Raw genomic sequence first — 23,075 nt, forward strand, 5'->3', positions numbered from 1 at the left:
TGACCTTACTTAAATGCACCGCTGAAAACGCTAGGCGTCCTCGGCAGCGGATGCGTACTATACGATCTCACTGGCGGGTTGGCAAGAGTTAGTCGCGTAAAAGACAAAAAAGCGGCAGGAGGTTAACCTTCTGCCGCAAACCACCGATCAGAACGCCTGACCAGAGAGTGCCTGGTTTAAAAGCGGCTAGCTACAGCTTGATGCCGTGTTACGGCTGATCAAATTTCGAAACCCAAGCCAAAGTCTTCGCTGGAGATAGCCATTAAGCTGGCGGCGCCCGCCTGAATCATTTGCGCGTGAGCTTTGGTGCGTGGCAGCAGTCGTTGATAATAAAAGCGAGCGGTATTCAGCTTAGCCGCGTAAAACGCCTTATCGTCACCGTCCAGAGACGCGGATGCCTGTTTCGCCGCCCGAGCAAATAGGTAAGCAAGCGCTACATAGCCGGAGTACATCAAGTAATCCATGCTGGCAGCACCGACCTCTTCACGGTCCTGCATCGCCTTCATACCCACGCCCATGGTCAGCTCGCCCCACTCTGCGTTCAGCTTGGCCAAAGGCTCAATAAATTCTTTGAGCGCCGGGTTCTCGGCTTCGGCTTTACAGAACTGATGAATTTCCTTGGTGAATACTTTTAGCGATTCACCTTGGCTCATCAGCACCTTGCGACCCAGCAGATCAAGCGCCTGAATACCATTAGTGCCTTCATATATACGTGTAATGCGTGCATCACGCACTAGCTGCTCCATGCCCCACTCTTTAATAAAGCCATGGCCGCCGTAAACCTGCACCCCCTCATTGGTGCTTTCAAAACCCACTTCGGTGAGGAACGCTTTAACAATGGGTGTTAGCAAGCCCAGTAACGTATCAGCCCGCTCGCGCTCTTGACCTGATTCGCCATGCTCCACCACATCCAGCATCTGAGCGGTATACAGCACCAGCATACGCCCGCCTTCAGCAAACGCTTTTTGGGTTAGCAGCATGCGGCGTACATCGGGGTGGACAATAATCGGGTCAGCAGCCTTATCAGGCGCCTGCTTGCCCGACAAGCTGCGCATTTGTAGACGATCGCGTGCGTAGCTCAGCGAGTTTTGAAAGCTAGCCTCAGTCAGGCCAAGACCCTGAACCCCGACGCCCAAACGCGCGGCGTTCATCATCGTAAACATGCACGCCAAGCCTTGATTGGGCGAGCCCACCAAATAACCTGTCGCTCCATCAAAATTCATAACGCAGGTGGCGTTACCATGAATGCCCATCTTATTTTCAAGAGAACCACAGGTGACCGCATTGCGCTCGCCAGAGTTGCCCCTCGCATCCGGCAGCAATTTCGGCACGACAAAGAGCGAAATGCCTTTAGACCCTTTTGGCGCATCGGGCAGTTTTGCTAGCACCAAATGCACAATGTTCTCAGCTAAATTGTGCTCACCCGCTGAGATATAGATCTTGGAACCGGTAATAGCATAAGCGTTATTGTCTACTGGCACGGCGCGAGTATTGATCAAGCCGAGGTCAGTGCCGCAGTGAGGCTCGGTCAAACACATTGTGCCCGTCCACACGCCTTCCACTAACTTGGTGAGGTAGGTAGCTTTTTGCTCGTCGGTACCGTGATGACGCAACGCATCCGCTGCGCCATGGGAGAGCCCTGGGTACATGCCCCACGCCAGATTCGTCGCACAGATCATTTCCGAAAGCAGCATCGCCAGTGATGGCGGTAACCCTTGCCCACCATGCTCCGGATCCGCGGCAAGACTTGGCCAGCCGCCTTCTACGTACTGCTGGTAGGCCTCTTTAAAACCGTTAGGCGCTTTGACTTCGCCCCCCTCTAGCAAACAGCCTTCCTCATCGCCGCTTTGATTGATCGGCAACAGTACGTCGCGGGCGAAGCGTGCGCCCTCCTCCAAAATAGCGCCAACCACATCAGGCGATGCCTCATCACCACCGGGAAGGCGTGCGTAGTGAGCAGGGTAATCAAGCATTTCGTCCATCACGAAACGCATATCACGAATAGGGGCTTGATAGCTGGGCATCGCACTTCTCCTGAAATAAGGGGCTTGGAAGCCAGTCAATATATTGTGACAAAAGGCTTTCAAACATACGTTTGAAAACTAGCGCGAGCGTCCAACAGAGTCAAGCAAGCGTTTGAATTTAACTGACAAACGCCCTACGACTTTGGTCGTCCGACTGGTAAGCTATTGGTATCTATCAAAAAAACTCGCCAACCAACAGCCGACGAATTGTGTTTTAACGCGTTGGCAGCACTTACTGCATGCGAATGCCGCCATCCAATCGAATGACCTCGCCGTTAAGCATCGGGTTGGTAATAATCTGCTCGGCTAATTGGGCGAACTCATCAGGCTTACCTAACCGCTTGGGAAAGGGCACCGCCGCCGCTAGCGCCTGAGCAGCCTCGTCGGGAATCTCGCTCATCATCGGTGTTTCAAACACACCCGGCGCAATAGCCATAACACGGATGGCATGACGCGATAGCTCACGCGCCGCGGGCAAACTCATACCAACCACACCCGCTTTAGAGGCACTATAAGCACACTGCCCCACCTGCCCATCAAAAGCCGCAATAGAGGCGGTATTAATAATCACCCCGCGCTCGCCACTCTCATTAGGCGCGTTTTTAGCCATCGCGGCAGCCGCAAGGCGCATCACATTGAAGGTGCCAATCAAGTTGATGTTGATCGTTTTTGCGTAGTCTTCTAAATCAGCCGGGTTGCCTTCGCGATCTACCAGCTTGGCCACGCTGACCACACCAGCGCAATGAACGACGCCGCTAAGGCCGCGCTCACCCCCCAGCACTACCGCCTTGTCCACTGCCTGTTGCATCTGCTCGGCAGAGGTAATATCGGCTAGACACGCCTGAGCGCCGCCCCCTAACTGCTGGGCGTGGGTATTTACGCTGTCGTTTAAATCACACAAGAGTACTTTTGCACCGGCGGCCACTAAACGCGCTGCCGTTGCCGCTCCCAGCCCAGAGGCGGCACCGGTAATTAGAAATGTACTGTCCTTTAACTGCATCACGGCATTTCCTGTTGTCATTATTTAGATCAAGCAGGTGATGGCATTATCATCGCCACAAATTCATCGGCAAGATCGTCGGGAGAACGTGACCCATTGGGGTCGTACCAGCGAACCGTCCAGTTCAGTGCTCCCAGCACAAAGCGCGAGACCAGAAAACGGTCGCCGTGGATTAACCTGGCTTCCAAAGCGTCGTCGATAACAGCCACCCACAGCGCCTCGTAGGCATCGCGTAAATGACTTAAATGTGCCCTCGCAACATCGTCAAGTCGCCGCCACTCGAACAGCGCCACCACGTGGGCATTGCGGTCGGTAAACAGCGTTTCAAGATGCGCTCGCGCCATAGTGCGCAGGCGTACTTCAGGCTCAGCGGAACATTCATTGAGGGCGTTACGGGCAATCGTCAACGCATTTTGAGTGCCCTCTTCGATGACCGCGGCGAGAATTTCCTGCTTATCTTTAAAATGATGAAACAAGCTGCCGGACTTAATGCCCATTTCCTGCGCCAGCATACGCACCGTCGTGCGATCAAAGCCCTCTTGGACAAATAGCTGAGCGGCAAGACGCGTCAATTCCTTGCGACGAGGGGATGCATTCATTACATTCATGTTATTCACACTAGCGCTTGCTTGGTTACTCAGGAGAAAACCACAGCACCGCCAATGGGTCAATGCATCAACAACGACTTGACCTGATAATCACAATAACGCTGAAGGAGATTCACCATGAGCAGCGCCACCGATATTGTCTTTCTCGCCGCTAAACGCACCCCAATGGGCGGCATGATGGGCAGCCTTGCAAGCGTGACGGCTCCCCAGCTTAGCGCCGTCGCCATCAAAGCGGCGATTGAAGAAGCCGGCATCGACCCTGCGGTAATCACCGAAGGTATTTTGGGTTGCGTACTTCCCGCAGGCGTTAAGCAGGGGCCCGCACGTCAGGCAATGCGCCAGGCGGGCATTCCTGATGCCAATGGCGCCACCACGATTAACAAGCTGTGCGGTTCGGGCATGAAAGCCGCGATGCTTGCCCACGACATCATCAAAGCCGGCAGCGGCGATGTGCTGCTGGCGGGGGGCATGGAGTCAATGTCCAATGCTCCACACGTGCTTCCCCAAGCACGCCAAGGGTACCGACTAGGCCACGGTGAGTTGAAAGACCACATGTTCCTTGATGGTTTGGAAGATGCTGAAACCGGCAAGTTGATGGGCGTGTTTGCTCAGGATGTTGCCTCTCAGCGCGGCTATACCCGCGAGCGGCTGGATGATTTTGCGATCACCTCTCTTGAGCGTGCCATGGCCGCTACCAACGCGGGGCACTTAACCGCCGAGATGGCGCCGGTAATGGTCACTTCCCGGCAGGGTGAAACGCTCGTTGAACACGACGAGCAACCCTTCCAGGCCAAACTCGACAAGATACGCCAGTTGCGCCCAGCCTTCGCCAAAGACGGTACCATTACCGCTGCCAATGCCAGCTCCATTTCCGACGGCGCCTCGGCACTCATCTTAGCCAGCCAGCAAGCGGCGGATCAGCACGGCGTTAAACCGTTAGCGCGTATGCTGGGCCACGCAACGCACTCGCGTCATCCAAGCGAGTTTACGATTGCCCCGGTGGGCGCCATCGAAAAGCTAATGAAGAAACTCGACTGGGGCGTCAATGATGTTGATCTGTTTGAGATTAACGAAGCCTTTGCCGTGGTCACGCTAATGGCGATGGATGATTTGGGTCTTCCCCACGATAAGGTCAACGTCTTTGGCGGCGCCTGTGCCCAAGGCCACCCGGTGGGCTCCACCGGTTCACGCATCATCGCCACGCTTATTCATGCGCTGAGAACCAAGGGAGGCAAACGCGGTATCGCCAGCCTGTGTATTGGCGGCGGTGAAGCAACCGCTGTTGCCGTCGAGCTAATTGACTAATCAGCGCTGTCTACCACGCTCAAACGCCCTGACGCTATTACCGCGTCAGGGCGTTTAGCCAACAATTCATGCTATGAGGTGGCAAGCAAAGCGGCTATATGATCGCCCTGCTCCTTAGCGCTCTTTATCGCTGCTTCATCCTGGCTGAGTTGCTCCCATTGGGGAGATTGAGCGTGATGCCCGTCAGTGCGTGGCTGACCTGATTCTGCGGCTTCGTCCACAACGCTAAATTGCCCGGCATACTCACGCATCTGCAACGCCTCTTCGGAAAGCCCTTCGGCACTTTGGGCAGCCAGATTTACCAAGCGCATGGTATCTTGGGTTGTTGTATCGATTTGTGCCACGGCTGCATTGACCTCTTCAATCCCTCGCCGCTGCTCTTCGGAAGCTTGCGCTATTTGGGTCATTAAGGTATCCACATTGTCGGCAGCCTGCATAATCCCTCGGGTGTGCTCTCCGGCCTGCTGCGACAGAACGCTACCTTGCTGAACACTCTCACGGGATGCGCCGATACGAGCGCGAATGTCGCTGGCCGCACTGGCGCTGCGCGTGGCCAGGGCACGCACTTCATTCGCCACTACCGCAAATCCACGCCCATGCTCACCGGCTCGTGCCGCTTCGACTGACGCATTAAGCGCTAGAATATTGGTTTGAAAAGCGATACTTTCTATTATCTTGATGATGCTATGAATCTCATCAGAGCGCTCATTAATCGCCTCCATCGTGGCGATTAGCTGCGCAATCACCTGATCCCCCTGCTGCGCTTTGTGGGAAACATCCGCTGTGGACCGACTAACATGCGCGGCGCTTTCCGCATTTTGATGAACCGTCGCGGTCAGCTGTTCCAAGCTCGCGGCCATTTGTTGCAACGCCGACACCTGCGTATCGGTTTGGCCTGCCAAGAGTTGATTCTGCTCAGTCATCTCCTGACTATTGCTGTACACCTGTTGGCTACTGGCATTAAGTCGGTTAACCGTCGTTGTTAGCGACTGCTGCATATTGGCTAATTCGCTAAACAGCTGGCCAATCTCATTGGTCGAGTTGGCCGTTACCGGGGCAGACAAATCACCTTTGGCAATCCGTTGAAAGTGACCGGTGATTGTCCGCAATGGGCGAAGCACATTTTTACGCACTCCCCACACCACGACCGCCACTACCAATAGCGCAGCGACAAGCACCGCAATCACCCCCCAAAACAATAACGACGAGACCTGCTCAAAGCGCGCTAAAAGCCTGTTGCCCCGCTGGTTTGAGGCTTCAAAAAATGCCTCGGCACTGGCGATAAAGCGCTGACTGCTATCATCCACCCGCGACTCACCCGAGAGAAAACCAGGCACATCACGCTCTTCCAGCATCATCATCTGAAGGTTAAGATTATTGTTAACGAACGATTGAAAGTTTATCGCCAATTGATCAACCAGCGCCTGCTGGCCTTGATCAAACGTACCCGACTCAAATTGAGCAAAATGCTGTTTAGCCGATGCAAGCAAAACCTGTGCTTCTTCAATAAGCGGCTCAGGACGATCAAACGAAGGGGTGCGAATTAACTCTGCCGCACGATTCATCTGAATACGCGCCCGCAACAGCTCGGTATAAGTACCATCCAACTCACGAATTTGCGCCATATCCTGCTGGTGCAGCGACGTAAACGCATCACGGCCAAAATGATTGGCGAACAGCCCTAAAGCGCCTATCACGACGATCAAACCACTAAAGGCAACCAGTACCAGTGTCCAACTCGCTTTAACGCTTAAGTTATTGATCCATTTCATCTCGGCCTACCCCTTTGAGTATTATTAATCGGCTGTGTGGAGGGGCAGCCAGAGTTGCAGACGCCGACGAATTTCCTGAAGCGCCTGCTGGTAAGCATCTGATTTACCGATCAGGCGCGGGTCACGAATGTCCCAGAAAAACACTTCTTTCGCTTCGCCTTCCCATTGACGACACGCTTGCTGCTCCTTGTCGCAAAGCACAATAACAAAATCGAAGGCCTCACTTTCATACTCATCCAACGATTTACTGCGCAAGCCTTCGGTGGGCAGCCCCTGCTTAGCTAGCGCTTCCAGCGTTAGTGCATGAGGCTCATCGGGCTCCGAACCCGCGCTATACGCCTCAAAGCGATCCCCTGCCATATGGCGAAGCAGTGCTTCGCCCATCAAGGAACGGGCAGAGTTAGCGTTGCACAGAAACAGCACGCGGCGCTTCGACATAAATAAACAGCCTCTTACGTAGTTGATGGTGAACTACCCTACGCCTGTTTTATGACGACAATATTGCAAACAATAGTTGACGCTAGAAATATATGAAAAAACATATATCATGGCGGTATCAAGCTAAGGATATCACGCTAAGATAGTGCAACCAGGTAGCTATACGATGAGCCAATTACATGCCCTGCCCAATATACACGCCGAACTTTTTGAACCGCCTAGCCGTGAGCGGTTTGGAACCTCTCAAGGCGCTGAACACGCACCCAAAATTTTGCTGCTATACGGCTCTTTGCGTGAACGCTCGTTCAGCCGTTTAGCCGTTGAGGAAGCCGCCTATTTGCTAAACGCCATGGGCGCAGAAACGCGAATCTTTGACCCCAGGGGGTTGCCGCTACCCGACGCTGAAGAGGCTGACCACCCGAAAGTAGACGAACTGCGCACCTTAGCCCAATGGGCCGAAGGCATGGTGTGGTGCTCACCGGAACGCCACGGTGCCATGACCGGCATCATGAAAGTGCAGATAGATTGGATCCCCCTTGCACTGGGCGGTGTACGCCCGACCCAAGGCAAAACGCTGGCCGTCATGCAGGTGTGCGGCGGTTCACAGTCGTTCAATACGGTCAATCAATTACGCATTTTGGGCCGCTGGATGCGGATGCTGACGATCCCCAATCAATCCTCCGTGCCCAAAGCCTTTATGGAATTTGACGATAACGACCGAATGAAACCTTCGCCGTTTTATGACCGAATCGTCGATGTGATGGAAGAGCTGGTGAAATTTACCCTGCTAGTGCGTGACCGCAGCGACCTGCTCACAGATCGCTACTCAGAGCGCAAAGAAAGTGCCGAAGACGTTTCCAAGCGGGTTAACCAACGCGCTATCTAATAAGGAGGTTTCACATGACCACACAGCAGGACACATCGTCACCTTCTACGACGGAAGGCATGGGGTTATTCGAGCGCTTCCTTTCGCTTTGGGTAGCCCTTGCTATCGTAGCGGGCATATTACTCGGGCAACTGCTTCCTGCCGTTCCGGAAACGCTTTCCCGCTTTGAGGTGGCGCAGGTATCGATTCCGGTGGCGGTACTCATCTGGGCAATGATTTTTCCCATGATGGCGCAAATTGACTTCACCTCGTTGCTGGGCGTGCGTCGCCAGCCAAAAGGTTTGATCATCACTACCTCCGTTAACTGGCTGGTCAAACCCTTCACCATGTTCGCCATCTCCTGGCTATTTCTGATGGTGATCTTTCGCCCGTTTATTCCCGCAGAGCTTGCCAGCCAGTATCTGGCCGGTACCATTTTGCTCGGCGCCGCGCCGTGCACCGCCATGGTGTTTGTATGGAGCTATTTAACCCGCGGTGATGCTGCCTACACCCTGGTGCAAGTGGCGCTCAACGACCTGATCATGCTGTTTGCCTTCGCTCCCATCGTGGTTTTCCTACTGGGTATCTCCAATATCCAGGTGCCTTGGGACACCGTCGCCCTGTCAGTGGTGCTGTATATTGTGATTCCCCTGGCAGCGGGCTATATCACCCGCCAAACCTTAATCAGAAAGCGCGGCGCCGAGTGGTACGACAATGTGTTTATGAAGCGCATTGGCCCGATTACACCGATTGGCTTGATCATTACCCTGGTGCTGCTGTTTGCCTTCCAGGGCGAGGTTATTCTTAATAACCCGCTGCATATCGTATTGATCGCGATACCGCTGATTATTCAGACGTTTTTAATCTTCTTTATTGCCTACGGCTGGGCCAAGGCGTGGCAGTTACCGCACAATGTTGCCGCCCCCGGCGCAATGATTGGGGCGAGCAACTTTTTTGAACTAGCCGTCGCCGCCGCGATTGCTCTGTTTGGGTTTCAGTCGGGCGCCGCCCTGGCCACGGTGGTGGGCGTGTTGGTCGAAGTGCCGCTAATGCTCGCGCTGGTGAGAATTGCCAATAAAACCCGCCACCACTTCCCGACCAAAACGCATTAATCGAGGGTAAGCACTATGGCTCACTATTTAGTCTTTCTAGGTTCAACCCGCACCAGCACGCCGCCCTCGCCTGCACGGCTTGGCGAGCGGGTAGCCAAGGCCTGCGAGCGTTTACTTGCATCGCTGCCGCAGACCACGGCCGAGATCATTGATCCGCTTTCTTTAAACTTAAGCGACCCGTTTAAGCCACACTTTGCTTATGCACAAGCCAATGCGCCGGAAGACCTAGCAGCGCTTGCCGACAAAATTAACAACGCTGACGGCTATGTGATGGTCAGCCCTGAATACAACCACTCCATGAGCCCAGCGCTTAGCCATCTGCTTAACCACTTTGGCGCTTCACTGTTTGCGTTTAAGCCTAGTGCCATCGTGACCTATTCGATGGGCCAATGGGGCGGCGTACGTGCCGCTGTTGCCATGCGCGCATTTCTATCGGAGCTTGGCTGCCTACCTGTTTCCGCCATGGTTCATCTTCCCAAAGCACAGGAAGCGCTTAACGAGGAGGGCCAATTTGCCCAGGATCAAGAGCGATGGGAACGTTACTTTGGCCGTACATTAGGCCAATTAATGTGGTGGGCAGAAGCCGCAGCGAGCTATAAACAACAAGTAGACCCAGCGCGCGTATCGCCCGCTTTTAAAACCACACCTTCTCAACGTAACGCGCCTAGCTCGACTGATTCATAGCAGAACCACTGTCATCGCACGAAAACTTATATTCGAGAGAGAAAATGGGCGATGCAATTGATATAACCAGCAGCGCAAAAGCGTTTATCAAGCAACAAGGTGGTGTGATGACCGTGCGGTTATCACCCCGCCACGGCTGCTGTGGAGGACTCGCCAATGTCGCCGTTGCCGAGGCAACCTCGCCAGCAGACCCTTCGCTTTATCACCGCCATTGTGATGAAGATTTAACGCTGTTCATTGCGCCAGCGCTTGTTGGTCAAGGGCTACGCGTTGACGTTGAAGGGTTTTGGAAGCTGCGCCACCTTTATGTAGATGGCGCAGCGCTATCAGCACGCTAAGCGCCATTGAATCGCTTAAGTCGTTGTTCTAGGCAACGCTAGGGCCATTAAAGCGCTGGCTGCCACCAAGGCCGCCGATACCCACAGGCAGGCACTCAGCCCATAGGCCATATACAGCCAGCCCGACAGTAACGTGCCCACTAAACGCCCCATGGCATTGGCCATGTAGTAGAAGCCGACGTCCATGGAGACGCCATCGGCGCGGGCATAATGCACGATCAAATAGCTGTGCCAGCTGGAGTTAATCGCAAACAGCACCCCGAAGGTGAGCAGCCCGACCACTAACCAACCCACCTGGGCGAGCGGCAACATCGCTAACAAAATCGCCAGTACCGCCAGTGAGGCCGCCCAGCCAGCGGTCAATGCCCGGGCATCACCTCTGATCAGCCGGGTTAGCTTAGGCGCCTGGGTTTGCACCCCGCCGTAGCCGATTACCCATATCGCCAGCAGCCCGCCTACGGTCCAATGGGTCCAGCCGTGCTGGTCGTATAAAAACACGGGTAGCGCGACCACAAACCACACATCTCGCGCCGAAAACAGGCAAAAACGCGCCGCGGAGAGCACGTTAATCGCGCGTGATTTCGAGAAGATTTCGGAAAACTTGGGCTTCACTTTTTGCCGACCAAGGTCCGCCTTTAGTCGCCAAAGTGAGAGTGACAACACCCCGCCCAACATCACGGCCATCACAAAGACCGCCGCTTGAAAGCCGATCAAGGTTAGCAGCACGCCGCCGACAAAAAAGCCCAGCCCTTTCAGCGCGTTTTTAGAGCCGGTTAGCATGGCGACCCAGCGATAAAGCGAGCTATTGGCATTAACGCTCTCTTTGGGTACCAGCACCTTAACAGCGCTTTTAGCGCTCATTTTGTTGAGGTCTTTGGCTATCCCTGAAATCGCCTGAGCCGCCATCACCCAAACGACCGTTAGCATACTCGCTGGCACCATTAGCATAGCGAGCGCCGCAATCTGCAGCCCCAAACCGACGTTCATAGTACGGTTGAGCCCCAGCCGCGCGCCCAGCCAGCCGCCTACCAGGTTGGTCAGCACGCCAAAGGCTTCATAAAATAGAAACAGCATGGCGATTTCTAACGGCGAGTAGCCCAACTGGTGAAAGTGCATAACCACCAGCATACGCAACGCGCCATCGGTGACCGTGAACGCCCAGTAATTGCCGGTAATCAACATGTATTGGCGCACCTCGAAAGGTAGCGCCTTTACCCGTGCAAGCATTGATTCAGCCACGAGCCACCTGCTCATTGCCGACCATCAGGGCCAGCTCAGCGGTACGGTTGGCATAGCCCCACTCGTTGTCATACCAGGCATAGAGTTTTAGCTGGGTGCCGTTGATCACCATGGTAGAGAGCGCATCAATAATCGAACTGCGCGGATCGGTGCGGTAATCGATCGACACCAGCGGGCGCTCTTCATAGCCCAAAATACCGGCAAGCTCGCCATCCGCGGCGGCTTTCAGCGCCTGATTGACCTCCTCGACGGTGACTTCGCGCTCAAGCTCAAACACCATATCGGTAATGGATGCATTCGCCAGCGGCACACGAATCGCATGGCCATTCAGCTTGCCTTTTAACTCAGGGAAAATGGCCGTAATCGCTTTCGCCGAACCGGTCGTCGTGGGAATCAAGCTCATGCCGCAAGCACGGGCGCGGCGCAAATCTTTGTGCGGGGCGTCGAGAATCGTTTGGGTATTGGTGATGTCATGCACTGTGGTCATTGAACCATGGCGGATACCAAATTTTTCCTGAATGACTTTGACTACCGGCGCCAGGCAGTTGGTGGTGCAACTAGCCGCCGTCACGATCCTGTGCTGAGCAGGTTCGTAAAGATGGTCGTTCACCCCCACCACCACGTTGAGCACGCTATCTTCTTTCATCGGTGCACTCACCACCACACGGCCAACGCCTTGATCAAGATACGGCTGAAGCTGAGCGGTGGTTTTCATTACCCCCGAGCACTCAATGACGACATCACAGTTCGACCAGTCGCTATCGGCAATGGCTTTATTGGCGCTAAAGGCGATGGATTTGCTGTCGATAACGATAGCGTTATCGGTTGCTGAGATGCCCTGCCCCGGCGCCCAGTGGCCGTGCACCGAGTCAAACTCCAGCAGGTGGGCAAAGGTTGCCGCATCGCCGCCGGGGTCATTGATACGGACAAGCTCAACATTACCTGATGCAGCGTCGCCCCACAGACTGCGTAACGTCAGGCGTCCAATACGGCCTAAGCCATTGATACCGATACGTAGTGGCACAGTACTTACCCTCCGCGAATAATGATCAATACTAGCGCATAATATCAAGATATATGATATTACATATATGCTAGCTTAAAAAAATGCTTAACAGACAGGCCTGTCGAAATGGCAGGCCTGTCGCTCAGCTGACAATTAACCGTAACGACCGGAGATATAGTCTTCGGTTTTCTTTTTAGCCGGGGTTGAGAACATTACTTTGGTGTCGTTGTACTCAATAATTTCCCCCAGGTGGAAGAACGCCGTGTAGTCCGCTACCCGCGCTGCCTGCTGCATGTTGTGTGTGACGGTAATAATGGTGAAATCCTTCTTCAGCTTATCCATTAAATCTTCAATGGTAGCGGTTGAAATAGGGTCGAGTGCTGAGGTTGGCTCATCCATCAAAATCACATCGGGCTGCACGGCAATAGCGCGGGCAATGCATAGCCGCTGCTGCTGGCCACCGGATAACGAGGTGCCGGGCTCTTGCAGCTTATCTTTCACCTCATTCCATAGCCCCGCGCTGCGCAGCGCCTTTTCCACCAGCTCGTCTTGATCGGCTTTGCGGCTGACCAAATCGTGCATACGCGGCGCATAGGCGACATTTTCAAAGATCGACTTGGGGAATGGATTGGGCTTTTGGAAGACCATGCCGACGCGACGGCGCAGCGCCACTTCGTCCATTTTGGGTGCATTGACGTCCTGCCCATCCATTTCTACCAGACCTTCGGTACGAACGCTGGGAATCAGGTCGTTCATACGGTTCAAACAACGTAAAAACGTTGATTTACCGCACCCCGAAGGACCAATCAGCGCCGTCACATTTTTCCGGAAAAGGTCAATATTAATGTCGGTTAACGCTTGGTTTTTGCCGTACCAAAGGTTCAGATCGCGAACTCGGATACTCAGGTCGTGGCTCGCCTCATCATTTCGTGTATAGGGCTGGCCCACTGAAGGCGCATGCTGCGGGGTAGCTTCGGGAGCTTGGCTATTCATAACGGTATCCTTTATAACGGGCTGGCTTACCAGCGACGCTCAAATTTCTTACGTAGTAAAACGGCAGAAGCGTTGAGTGAAATCAATACGGCAAGTAACACCAAAATACCGCCAGCGGTTTTTTCTACGAAGGCGCGATCCGGCTCACCTGACCAGGTAAATACCTGGGCTGGCATGACCGTTGCCGCTTCAGTAAACGAGGCACTAATATCGGGAATAAACGCCACCATACCCACTATGATCAAGGGCGCCGTTTCCCCCATGGCCTGGGCCAAACCAATAATGGAACCCGTCATAATCCCCGGCATGGCCAGCGGCAGTACGTGGTCTTTCACCACCTGCCAACGTGAACACCCAACCCCAAAAGCGGCATGACGGATAGATTCCGGTACGCTGCGCAGCGCCGTACGTGTCGAGATAATAATGACAGGCAGGGTCATTAAGGCCAGCGTCATACCACCGACCAACGGTGTTGAACGCGGCACTCCGAAAAAGTTAATAAAAATCGCCAGACCTAATAGGCCAAACAAGATAGAAGGAATAGCCGCTAAATTATTAATATTGATCTCGACTAGCTGGGTAAGCCGGTTATCAGGTGCAAACTCTTCAAGATAAACCGCTGTCATCACACCAATAGGGAAGGCAATGGCTAGTGTGACGATCATGGTCATGACCGTGCCCATCACAGCAGACATAATGCCAGCCAGCTCCGGCATTTTGGAGTCGCCACGGGTAAAGAACGTGGTATTAAAACGCATATCAACTTTGCCATTTTCAACCAATTGATCAATGGTCGCTTTTTCCTCATCGTCTAAACGTACCCGATTACCCTTGAGATATTGATCAACAGGCCCATCGGCAAGCACCCAACGATTTTGGGTAGTACCCAACAGCTCGGGGTTATTTCTCATTTCCAGAGGTATCACACGTACCACGCTACGGCTGACAACCGACATTATTTCAGGATCGACTGCCGCCCTACCATTAGTAGCGGCCTCTTCAGTGTAATTAATTTCAATGTTAACTTGCGCTTGCTGAAAGGCAGGTAAGCCTTTACTTAGCATGTCGGCAAAAAATATCAGCAAAAAAGCGGCTGCCAACCCAAGAGCACCCATTGAAATATACTTCAACCGCGCGGATTTACGATGCCTGCGCTTGAGCTGCTGACTAATTTGGTCAAATGAATCACTCATAGATATACCTCAAGCGTTACAGGTTGTTGACGCGGTATTTGTCGCGGAAACGGCGAATCATGATCACTGACACAAGGTTCAGAGACAGGGTCACGACAAACAACACCAAGCCTAGCGCGAAGGCAGATAACGTTTCCGCACTATCAAATTCCAGGTCACCCGTCATGGCGGCCACAATCCGAACCGTGACGGTGGTCATCTCTTCCAGCGGGTTCATGGTTAGGTTAGGTCGCATACCCGCGGCCATCACCACAATCATGGTCTCGCCCAATGCACGCGACATACCTAACAAAGAAGCGGAAATAATCCCCGGAAGCGCGGCAGGAATGACCACATCACGAATGGTTTCGCCTTTGGTCATTCCTAGCGCTAAGGACCCCTGACGCATGGTGTCGGGTACCGCATTAATAACGTCATCGGAAAGCGAGGAAATAAACGGGATAATCATGATGCCCATCACAATCCCGGGTGCCAATGCGTTATTAAAAGAGGCATCAAGACCTACGAAGTCAGCAACATCGACGATAAAGGGAGCAACAGTAATCGCGGCAAAAAAGCCATACACCACGGTAGGAATACCCGCCAAGATTTCCAACATGGGCTTTGCAACGGCACGAACTTTAGCCGGCGCATACTCCCCCATATAAATGGCCGACAGCAAGCCCACCGGAACGGCCACGCACATGGCAATAGCGGTAATCATAAAGGTACCGGCAAACAGCGGTACCGAACCAAACTGCGCGCCGCTGCCATCGCCACGACCTGCTGCCGCTAAAAAGCTATTACCGGGCGCCCAGGTGGTACCGGTAATGAAATCCCAGAAACTATGCATCTGAAAGAAGTTGAGCGCTTCACCAATGATCGAAATCAATATCCCAAGCGTGGTTAGAATCGAGATAGTGGCAGCACCCGCGAGGGTCCAAACGATGACCCGCTCAATGGCCTGACGCGCATGAAAATTAGAGCGAATCAGCACCATACCAATCCCAAGACCCACCACTGCCACCACAAGGCTGGCTAAAAGTAAGGGGAAGGTAGGGATCTCGCTGCCCATCACGAGCATGACGAAGGCGCCGAGTGCGCTCACTAGGATGGCCGGTCCGGCCGTCGCCACTACCGCAAACCATGCGTATTGGTCGGGCTGCGCATACATCGATGTTCCCGATGCACGTACACGCGTGGCTTTGCTTCGCCCGGCAAAAAAGGCTGCTAGCCCCAGCAGCAAAAGTACGCTGCAAAAAATCAAAAATAGCTGGTTGGTCTGCATCGTTGATATCTCAGGTTAACCAATGGATCCGTTTGCCGAGCCACCTTAAGGCAAGAACATGACAGCTATGTGACAAGCGCTACAACTTTTAGCGTTTGAAACAATATGCTTTAAAGCAAGAAGCCGGCAGCAATGGCTACCGGCTTCTCAAGCTATATTACGAAGCTAGGCTTACTCTAAGTCTTCCAGCGCCAGTTCCGCACGATCAGCCACGGCTTGCTGTGACTCTTCAACTGCATCGGCAGTGGGGACAATCAAGCCGATATCTTTCAACAACCCGTTTTCACCGATCATCATGTCGGATACGAACATTTCGGCATAGTCGTACATGACCGGCACTTCATCAGCGTGCTGGTTCTTGATGTAGAAGAACATGGTACGTGCGACCGGGTACTCATCGTTGGCAATTGACTCTGGCGTGGGTTCCACACCATTAATAGTAGAGGCAATCAGCACGTTATCGTTTTCTTCCAGGAAGGAATAACCAAAGACGCCAAAGGCAGTGGTATCTTGAGTTAAACGCTGAACGATCAGGTTATCGTTCTCACCGCCGTCAACCCAGCCACCGTCTGTACGCACATCTGAGTATTCTTCGCCGCCGTACTCTTCGAACTCTTCAGAAGCGACTTCCATTACAAGCTCTTCGAAAGAATCACGGGTACCAGAGGTCGTCGGCGGACCTACAATAACGATTTCACGGTCTGGAAGCGATGAGTCGATCTCGTTCCAGTTGGTATAAGGGTTGTCGACTAGATCACCGTTTTGCGGCACTTGAGCGGCGACCGCTAGGAAAATTTGCTCTAGCGTGACCGGCATTGGGTCATTTTCGTTGGACTGGGCGAATGCGATACCGTCACTGCCGATATAGACTTCAGTGATATCCGTCACGCCGTTCTCTTGGCAACGCTCGAACTCAGACACCTTCATACGGCGCGAAGCGTTGGTGATGTCCGGCGTGCCTTCGCCAACACCGTTACAGAACAGGCGCATACCACCGCCCGAACCCGTTGATTCGATGACAGGCGTTGGGTAGTTAGTCGTTGCACCAAACTCTTCCGCCACAAAGCTGGCGAATGGGTAAACAGTACTAGAACCAACAATGTTGATTTGTTCACGGGCTTGAGCAACACCGGCAACGCTCATGACTGCAGCGGCGATAACGGTGGTTTTTAGAATACGGTTCATGCGAAATACTCCTGTTCGTGTAGGGATCTAGCCTTCGCAGAACACACATTGCACGGATTCCATGACAACTTAATGACAGCGAACAACGCAGTCATTTTTTTTCTCTGCTGGGCGTGGAGTCCCCCTTTCACCGCACTTGTCACCGCGATTTTCACCACAACAGACCTAGCGCGGCTAGGGTGCATAGTGCCAGCGAGGCACCTTGCAGCAGGCGCCTATCCAAGCGATGCGCAACGGCATCTGCCAAGGCGTTACCAATTAATACCGCGGGCAGCAGGGTAAGCGCGACCTGGAAATGCCATAGCTGAACCTGGCCAGCGATGACCAGCGTGATCAAGGTCAGCATTGAGGTCAAGATGAAAAAGGCGGCTAAGTTGCCGCGGACTCGATCGGTTGGCAAGCCGTGCATCAATAAAACGATGGGCGGGCCGCCAATGGCGGCCACAGTACCGAAGATGCCGGAGAGTATTCCTGCGCCAAACAGCGTGATCCGATTCACCGGTAGCTGAAAACGACACAGGGTGACAAGCACCGCAAACAGGACGATAAACGCGATCAGCTTTTCTAACACCACCATAGGCGCCGCCAGCAGCAGCCAGATGCCCAGCGCATTGCCGGGTAGGCGACCGACTAGTGCCATGCCAATAGCATCGAGGCGCACTTCATGCCAGTAGTGACGCACCATCATCAGCGAGACAGTGAAGCCAAATAACACCAGCACGACCGGCACTAATCGTGGCTCAAGCATCAAGAGCAGCGGCGCGCCCACCACGGCCAGCCCGAAACCCGTGGCTCGTTGCACAAAAGCACCCAGCATCAGCACGGCGGAACAGCCTAACCAAGTACTCAATGGCAGGTCGATCCAGGCTAAAACGCTATCCATTCTTAGCGGGTGCCTGGGTCAGCATGCGCACCCCAATATTGCCCAGCAGTGCCGCGCCTAACATGGTGAGCACCATGGGCCAGAGATGCTCAACCTCAAACAGCCCCACCATCACACCGGCAAGTGCGCCACAGCTAAACTGGATGCCACCTAACAGCGCCGTTGCGGTAGCGCTAATATGGCCAAAGTGATCCAGTAACGAGGATATGGCGTTGGGCGTAATCAAGCCAATCATGCCGGTAAACAGCATAATCAACGGCACCACGATGAATAGCGACGCCATATTCAGCGCGGTCACCAATACCAGACTTAGCGCGGCGATAAGCTGTATGGACAGGCCCAGGCGTAAGTTTTGCTGTGGGGTACGCTTGCGGATTAAGTGAATATTGACGCGATTGGAAAGCGCTATAACCAGCACGTTGACCCCAAATACAAGCGGATAAGTACCTGGCGACAAGCCAAAATAGTCTAAATATAGGAACGGTGATGCGGTCACGAATGCAAATAGCCCGGCAAACGACGACGCAACCGCACAAATATAGCCCATGCCTTCGCGATGTTTAAGCACGCTGGCGTAGTTGCGTATCACCTGCCGCGGTGATGCCGCCGGTAGCGACATATCGCGGGTTTCGGGCAGGCGCGTTCCCAGCAGCCAGAGTAAAAAGCCCGCGTAGACGGCCAAAAACACAAAAATCAGCCACCAACCGGCAATGTGCAGCAGCAAGCTCCCCACAGCGGGCGCCACCAGCGGCGCAAGCATCATAATCATCGCCATGGTGGACATGACTTTGGCGGCTTCCCGACCGCTAAAGCAGTCGCGCACAATCGCCGCCGAGTTAACCACACAGGCGCCGCCCCCGAGCGCCTGCAAGAACCGCCATGCGAGCAGCGTGGGCAAACTGTCTACCGTGGTGATGGCGAGACTTGCAAGCATAAAAACCACGAGGCCGCCCAACAGCACTGGCTTTCTGCCCATACGGTCTGATAACGGCCCAAAGCATAGCTGGCCCAGCGCAAACCCAAACAAAAACACGCTGATGGAGAGTTCAGTACGATGAATACTGGCACCGATACTCTCTGCAATAATACCCATGGCAGGCAAATAGGCATCAATAGCAAAGGGCGCGAGTGCCGTGTTGGCGGCGACCAACAATGCGACCCGGCGTGGATTAAGGTCCATGGGGCTCCTTGGGAGAGGCACTAGACGTGCGCACTGGAATAGATAGGCCGCTAATGATAGCCGATTTTATGACACTTGTCGGTGCTGTACGCTATTGATACAGCGCTACCAGAGATAGGAATAGCGTAAAAGCACACAACCGAGATAGCCCTGGAGAATGCCAGGGACTTATCAGGCTGGGGGGCATTTAATGGTGCGAGGAGGCGTCTTGCGACTCAAGCATTTCAACCAGGGGCTGAAACTGCTCACGGTTGTGCTCGTTCATGTGCATTAAGATGCGGTGGGCTTCAAGGATTCGCTCGCGAAGCCCTTCTTCATCAGCAGGTTCTTCCGGCAATTCTTCGAGTGCGTCGTTGAGTGCGCTCGTTTGCTGCAACGGCGCTTCCATCAGGGTAAAAAAGCGCGCAAACCCCATCACATCAAGCATTTTTCGAACGTCAGGATTATCGACGATAATGGTCGGCGGCTGCTCCAAACGCCCTTTCACCGCCATAGCGACCTTGGCAAGAAAACCCAGCGCCGTGGAGTCCACATTGGTCGCCTCGCGCAGGTCGATCAATACCGCACGCAGCCCCGGCGTCTCAGCGAGACGCTGGGCTTGGTTATCGAGCGTGGCGCACAGCGTCAACCGCACATCACCACATAACTTTAGTACAAAAACACCAGAATCGAACGCCGCTTTAATGCGGCCTTCTTCAATCAGCATGACCAAATCCGCTCACCATCATGATTGTTAGATCATCGGGTAAAGCATCGCGCTCTTGGTTGGCATCAAACTCTGCGTCTCCTTCGGCAAGGAGTACATTTGTTTCAGCTAGCCGATCGCGCAACTGCTCAAGGGTGACACTTTCGCTTACTAATTGCTCAAGCTCCTTGAGCCGCGTGTCGAGCGTATTACCCGGCAAGCATTCCAATACACCGTCCGAACAGAGCCATAGTCGAAATTCAGCCGGCAACGAACAGCTAAGTGAAGGATACTCTACATCGGGGAAAAGGCCTACCGGCATTCCCTCGCCTTCTAAGCGGCTTAGCTTTCCTTCTGCCGCCAATAGGGGCATAGGCAGCTGCGCGCCGAGCGAATAGTGAAGAGTATGCGCTTCATGGTCAATCACACCGACAAATAAGGTGGCATGTTTGCCGATATCGGTACCCTGCAATTCACGGTTCATTGCCCGCAACCAGTCAGCAGGCAGCGTTTCCGGCTGCTGGCCATCCCACTCACCCAGCCAACGGTTGCACAAATACTTAAGCAGTACCGTGACAAACGCTGACGAGGCGCCATGCCCCGATACGTCGGCGAAATAAAAGGCACTGTAACGCGCGTTATAACGTTGGTAATCGAGAAAATCGCCGGACAAATACAGCGACGGGGCAAACACATAGTCGTAAGACACCCCGTTAATCACCTTGGGCCGCAGCGGCAATAAGCGCCGCTGAATGTGACCACCGCTCTGCTGATCCATCCGCAGTAGCGCCAAGTGCGTCTCTAAGCTTTCATTTAGCTCCGCCAGCCGCTCGTGATCGCGCTCGCGTTCCAGCGCCAGATCGTTAAGCTCAATGGCTTTGCGTATCATTCGTCGCAGCAATTCAGCGTGACGCAGGGGATGAACAATATAGTCCACCAGTCCGACATCAACCGCCTTGATCAGATCCGCGTCTTGACGCGAGTCACTGACCACCAGGGTCGGCAAGCGGCGCGTCAGTTGCGACCACCGCTGCCTGGGGACCGCTCGGGCATGGGCAACGATCAGCGCCGTGTCGGCGGGTAGATCCTCGATGTCCTCACTCGCAAATACCCACATGTCATCGCAGGTAATCGCCTCGGCCAGCGCGTCGCGCTCCCGCCCCGGCTCATCGATCACTGCGATCAACTGCTTAGAATGATCCATCATCAGCCTCAATCAGCGGAGTCGCCGTCACCCGAGTCGCTATCATTACTGTTATCAAGATCGCGGTCATCAGAATCGCTATCGTCAACATCACTGTCTTCAAAATCACTGTCTTCAAAATCACTGTCGTCAAAATCACTGTCGTCAAAATCAAAGTCATCGGCGGCAAAAGGGTCAGCGCCCAATTCGCCATCGCTCACTTTAAACTGACGATTTTGTAAATATGCGTCACGAATAAAACGGTAGCGATCCCCACTAATCAACTCCTCTCGATCGAGCAGCCCCGCACGCGTATCAATCGCATTGAGGGCGGTCAGGCTAATCCGAACGCTATCCTCCTCTACGTAGGTAACCGGATAGGTGGCCATATCAGCGGGTAAGCCGGAGGTATCGCGCAGCGTACTGGGGCCGAAGAAAGGCAGCACAAGATAGCGCGAGTCTTCCCAGCCCCACACCGCTAACGTTTGACCAAAATCTTCCTCATCCGCGGTCACTTCCATTAGCGTGGCGTAATCCAACAGCCCGCCGATACCCACCGTGGAATTGATCAAAAACCGCGACGTCGCCAGACCTGCATTCGCCGGCTTGCCTTGCAGTACGCTGTTAAGCGCTGTGCGCAGCTCGCCCAAATTAGAGAAGAAATTACCGACGCCGGTCTGCACCGGGTCAGGCGTAACCGTACGATAGCCCTTTGCCACAGGCTTAAGCGCGTAGCGGTCCAACACGTCGTTAAACGCAAACACTTTGCGGTTAAACCCTTCCCAGGGGTCTTCAGGGTGCGTGTCCTGCGCGACTTGTGTGCTAGCACAACCAGCGGTGGCTAATAACGCCACCAGCAGAAGTGGCAAACCACCAGAGCGCAACCTAAGTGCTGACTTTTTGTTACTTAACCACTGCTGCATGACATTTCCTTTTTTTCGATTCCGCACCGCGCTACTGACGACGCACCACGACACTGCCAGCACTGTAACCCGCCCCAAAGGAGCAAATCACACCAATATCCCCCTCGGCGAACGCTTCGCGATGAAGGTGGAACGCAATGATGGAACCCGCAGAACTGGTGTTAGCGTAACGGTCCAAAATAATCGGCGCCTGAGTTTCACTGGGGTCATACCCCAGCACTTTACGGGCAATCAAGTCGTTCATATGTCGATTGGCTTGGTGTAGCCACATGCGTTTTAGATCGCTGCTGCTCAACGCCAAAGACGCTAAATGATCGGTGATCAATTTAGCCACCATGGGGCAAACCTCTTTAAACACACGCCGCCCTTCCTGTACAAACAGCTTATCTAAAGCCAGCGGATCGCTATCGGTCACGCGGTTTAGAAAACCAGCATTGTTACGGATCGTATTAGAAAACTGAGTGACCAAGCGCGTGCCAAGGATTTCAAAACGCTCGTCGGCAACCGCAATGGCGCTATTTTCTACTACCACAGCGGTACAAGCATCGCCGAAAATAAAGTGGCTGTCACGGTCGCGAAAATTGAGATGCGCCGAGCAAATCTCCGGATTCACCACTAATGCACGCTTGACGCTGCCCGAGGCTATCGCGTTGGCCGCCGTTTCTAACGCAAACGTGGCCGAACTACAGGCCACATTCATATCAAACCCATAGCCGCTGGTGCCCAAGGCGTGCTGCACTTCTACCGCTACCGCGGGGTAGGCGCGCTCCAAGTTCGAGCAGGCGACAATGACCAACTCAATATCCGCCGCCTCTACCTGAGCAGCGGCCAGCGCTTGGCGAGCCGCCGCCGTCGACATCTCGCACTGGATGGAGGGTTCATCGTTATTCCGCTGTGGCAGTTTAGGCCGCATGCGCTGTGGGTCAAGGATGCCCGACGCGTCGAGCACGTAGCGGCTTTTAATCCCCGAGGCTTTTTCGATAAATTCACTGCTCGAATACGCCAGCGGCTCGCGCTCACCGCGCTCAATGGCCCCGGCGTGCTGCGCATTTTCAGCGTCTACCCAAGTGTTAAATGCCGCCACCAGGGCCGCATTTTCAATGGCGTGTTCCGGTGTATAGAGGCCTGTACCGGTAATCACCACATTTGTCATGCCAATCTCCTTTAAGCGGCTTGCCGACATTGCGCACCA

General features: G+C 54.0%; 22 protein-coding genes. 5 read left to right on the plus strand and 17 right to left on the minus strand.

Annotation, left to right across the window (positions count from 1 at the left end; all coding sequences use genetic code 11):
• Positions 1–218 precede the first annotated feature (218 nt).
• From HVA01_RS12185 to HVA01_RS12195, 3 genes are all read right to left on the minus strand, one after another.
• Positions 219–2,024 (minus strand): acyl-CoA dehydrogenase C-terminal domain-containing protein, encoded by a 1,806-nt coding sequence (locus HVA01_RS12185; RefSeq protein ID WP_146875688.1) that lies wholly within the window; start codon positions 2,022–2,024, stop codon positions 219–221.
• Between the two features lie 232 nt (positions 2,025–2,256).
• Complete coding sequence (locus tag HVA01_RS12190; protein WP_146875793.1) at positions 2,257–3,024, minus strand: SDR family NAD(P)-dependent oxidoreductase; 768 nt, start codon at positions 3,022–3,024, stop codon at positions 2,257–2,259.
• Positions 3,025–3,053: 29 nt separating this feature from the next.
• Entirely contained in the window at positions 3,054–3,623 is a 570-nt protein-coding gene (locus HVA01_RS12195; RefSeq protein WP_146875689.1) for a TetR/AcrR family transcriptional regulator, read from the minus strand.
• Positions 3,624–3,749: 126 nt separating this feature from the next.
• Here HVA01_RS12195 and HVA01_RS12200 point away from each other — a divergent pair, with 126 nt between their 5' ends.
• A complete protein-coding gene (locus HVA01_RS12200; RefSeq protein WP_146875690.1) occupies positions 3,750–4,937 on the plus strand; it encodes an acetyl-CoA C-acyltransferase in 1,188 nt (395 codons plus the stop codon).
• 71 nt (positions 4,938–5,008) lie between these two features.
• Here the strand turns inward: HVA01_RS12200 and HVA01_RS12205 are convergent, their stop codons facing one another.
• Both HVA01_RS12205 and HVA01_RS12210 read right to left on the minus strand, forming a co-directional pair.
• A complete protein-coding gene (locus HVA01_RS12205; protein ID WP_146875691.1) occupies positions 5,009–6,709 on the minus strand; it encodes a methyl-accepting chemotaxis protein in 1,701 nt (566 codons plus the stop codon).
• Positions 6,710–6,733: 24 nt separating this feature from the next.
• Positions 6,734–7,147: an arsenate reductase ArsC gene (locus HVA01_RS12210; protein ID WP_146875692.1), complete on the minus strand. Its 414-nt coding sequence runs from the start codon at positions 7,145–7,147 to the stop codon at positions 6,734–6,736.
• Between the two features lie 166 nt (positions 7,148–7,313).
• Between HVA01_RS12210 and arsH the strand changes: the two genes are divergently transcribed.
• From arsH to HVA01_RS12230, 4 genes are read left to right on the plus strand one after another with little or no spacing between them, the layout of a single operon-like run.
• On the plus strand, positions 7,314–8,033 hold the full coding sequence (gene arsH / locus HVA01_RS12215) for an arsenical resistance protein ArsH (RefSeq protein WP_146875693.1): 720 nt from the start codon (positions 7,314–7,316) through the stop codon (positions 8,031–8,033).
• Between the two features lie 14 nt (positions 8,034–8,047).
• The gene (gene arsB, locus HVA01_RS12220) at positions 8,048–9,124 is read left to right on the plus strand and encodes an ACR3 family arsenite efflux transporter (protein WP_146875694.1); all 1,077 of its coding nucleotides are present in this window, start codon (positions 8,048–8,050) and stop codon (positions 9,122–9,124) included.
• Between the two features lie 15 nt (positions 9,125–9,139).
• Positions 9,140–9,808, plus strand: a complete 669-nt coding sequence (locus tag HVA01_RS12225; RefSeq protein ID WP_146875695.1) for an NADPH-dependent FMN reductase — start codon at positions 9,140–9,142, stop codon at positions 9,806–9,808.
• 44 nt (positions 9,809–9,852) lie between these two features.
• Entirely contained in the window at positions 9,853–10,146 is a 294-nt protein-coding gene (locus HVA01_RS12230; protein WP_146875696.1) for a CC/Se motif family (seleno)protein, read from the plus strand.
• 15 nt (positions 10,147–10,161) lie between these two features.
• Here the strand turns inward: HVA01_RS12230 and arsJ are convergent, their stop codons facing one another.
• From arsJ to HVA01_RS12290, 12 genes are all read right to left on the minus strand, one after another.
• On the minus strand, positions 10,162–11,400 hold the full coding sequence (gene arsJ / locus HVA01_RS12235; protein WP_146875697.1) for an organoarsenical effux MFS transporter ArsJ: 1,239 nt from the start codon (positions 11,398–11,400) through the stop codon (positions 10,162–10,164).
• Positions 11,378–12,409, minus strand: a complete 1,032-nt coding sequence (locus tag HVA01_RS12240) for an ArsJ-associated glyceraldehyde-3-phosphate dehydrogenase (RefSeq protein WP_146875698.1) — start codon at positions 12,407–12,409, stop codon at positions 11,378–11,380. The genes arsJ and HVA01_RS12240 overlap by 23 nt, the downstream gene beginning before the upstream one ends.
• 135 nt (positions 12,410–12,544) lie before the next feature.
• Positions 12,545–13,384, minus strand: coding sequence for a phosphate ABC transporter ATP-binding protein PstB (pstB, locus tag HVA01_RS12245; protein WP_146875699.1), 840 nt, complete (start codon positions 13,382–13,384; stop codon positions 12,545–12,547).
• A 26-nt stretch (positions 13,385–13,410) separates the two neighbouring features.
• Positions 13,411–14,577: a phosphate ABC transporter permease PstA gene (gene pstA / locus HVA01_RS12250; protein ID WP_146875700.1), complete on the minus strand. Its 1,167-nt coding sequence runs from the start codon at positions 14,575–14,577 to the stop codon at positions 13,411–13,413.
• Positions 14,578–14,593: 16 nt separating this feature from the next.
• Positions 14,594–15,844 carry a phosphate ABC transporter permease subunit PstC gene (gene pstC, locus HVA01_RS12255; RefSeq protein ID WP_146875701.1) on the minus strand — a complete coding sequence of 417 codons (1,251 nt, stop codon included), beginning with the start codon at positions 15,842–15,844 and terminating at the stop codon, positions 14,594–14,596.
• A gap of 171 nt (positions 15,845–16,015) precedes the next feature.
• A complete protein-coding gene (locus HVA01_RS12260) occupies positions 16,016–17,029 on the minus strand; it encodes a substrate-binding domain-containing protein (RefSeq protein WP_146875702.1) in 1,014 nt (337 codons plus the stop codon).
• Between the two features lie 151 nt (positions 17,030–17,180).
• Positions 17,181–17,912 (minus strand): sulfite exporter TauE/SafE family protein, encoded by a 732-nt coding sequence (locus HVA01_RS12265; protein WP_146875703.1) that lies wholly within the window; start codon positions 17,910–17,912, stop codon positions 17,181–17,183.
• The gene (locus HVA01_RS12270) at positions 17,905–19,092 is read right to left on the minus strand and encodes a multidrug effflux MFS transporter (RefSeq protein ID WP_146875704.1); all 1,188 of its coding nucleotides are present in this window, start codon (positions 19,090–19,092) and stop codon (positions 17,905–17,907) included. Before HVA01_RS12270 ends, HVA01_RS12265 begins: the two co-directional genes overlap by 8 nt.
• A 187-nt stretch (positions 19,093–19,279) precedes the next feature.
• The gene (locus HVA01_RS12275; RefSeq protein ID WP_146875705.1) at positions 19,280–19,798 is read right to left on the minus strand and encodes an STAS domain-containing protein; all 519 of its coding nucleotides are present in this window, start codon (positions 19,796–19,798) and stop codon (positions 19,280–19,282) included.
• Entirely contained in the window at positions 19,788–20,981 is a 1,194-nt protein-coding gene (locus HVA01_RS12280; protein ID WP_146875706.1) for a PP2C family protein-serine/threonine phosphatase, read from the minus strand. The genes HVA01_RS12275 and HVA01_RS12280 overlap by 11 nt, the downstream gene beginning before the upstream one ends.
• Before the next feature lie 8 nt (positions 20,982–20,989).
• Positions 20,990–21,883, minus strand: coding sequence for an MlaA family lipoprotein (locus tag HVA01_RS12285; protein WP_146875707.1), 894 nt, complete (start codon positions 21,881–21,883; stop codon positions 20,990–20,992).
• A gap of 31 nt (positions 21,884–21,914) precedes the next feature.
• Entirely contained in the window at positions 21,915–23,036 is a 1,122-nt protein-coding gene (locus HVA01_RS12290; protein ID WP_146875708.1) for a beta-ketoacyl-ACP synthase III, read from the minus strand.
• Positions 23,037–23,075: the final 39 nt, after the last annotated feature.

Origin of the sequence: Halovibrio variabilis, assembly GCF_007991175.1 — a bacterium.
In the GTDB taxonomy this organism is placed as follows: Bacteria; Pseudomonadota; Gammaproteobacteria; order Pseudomonadales; family Halomonadaceae; genus Vreelandella; species Vreelandella variabilis.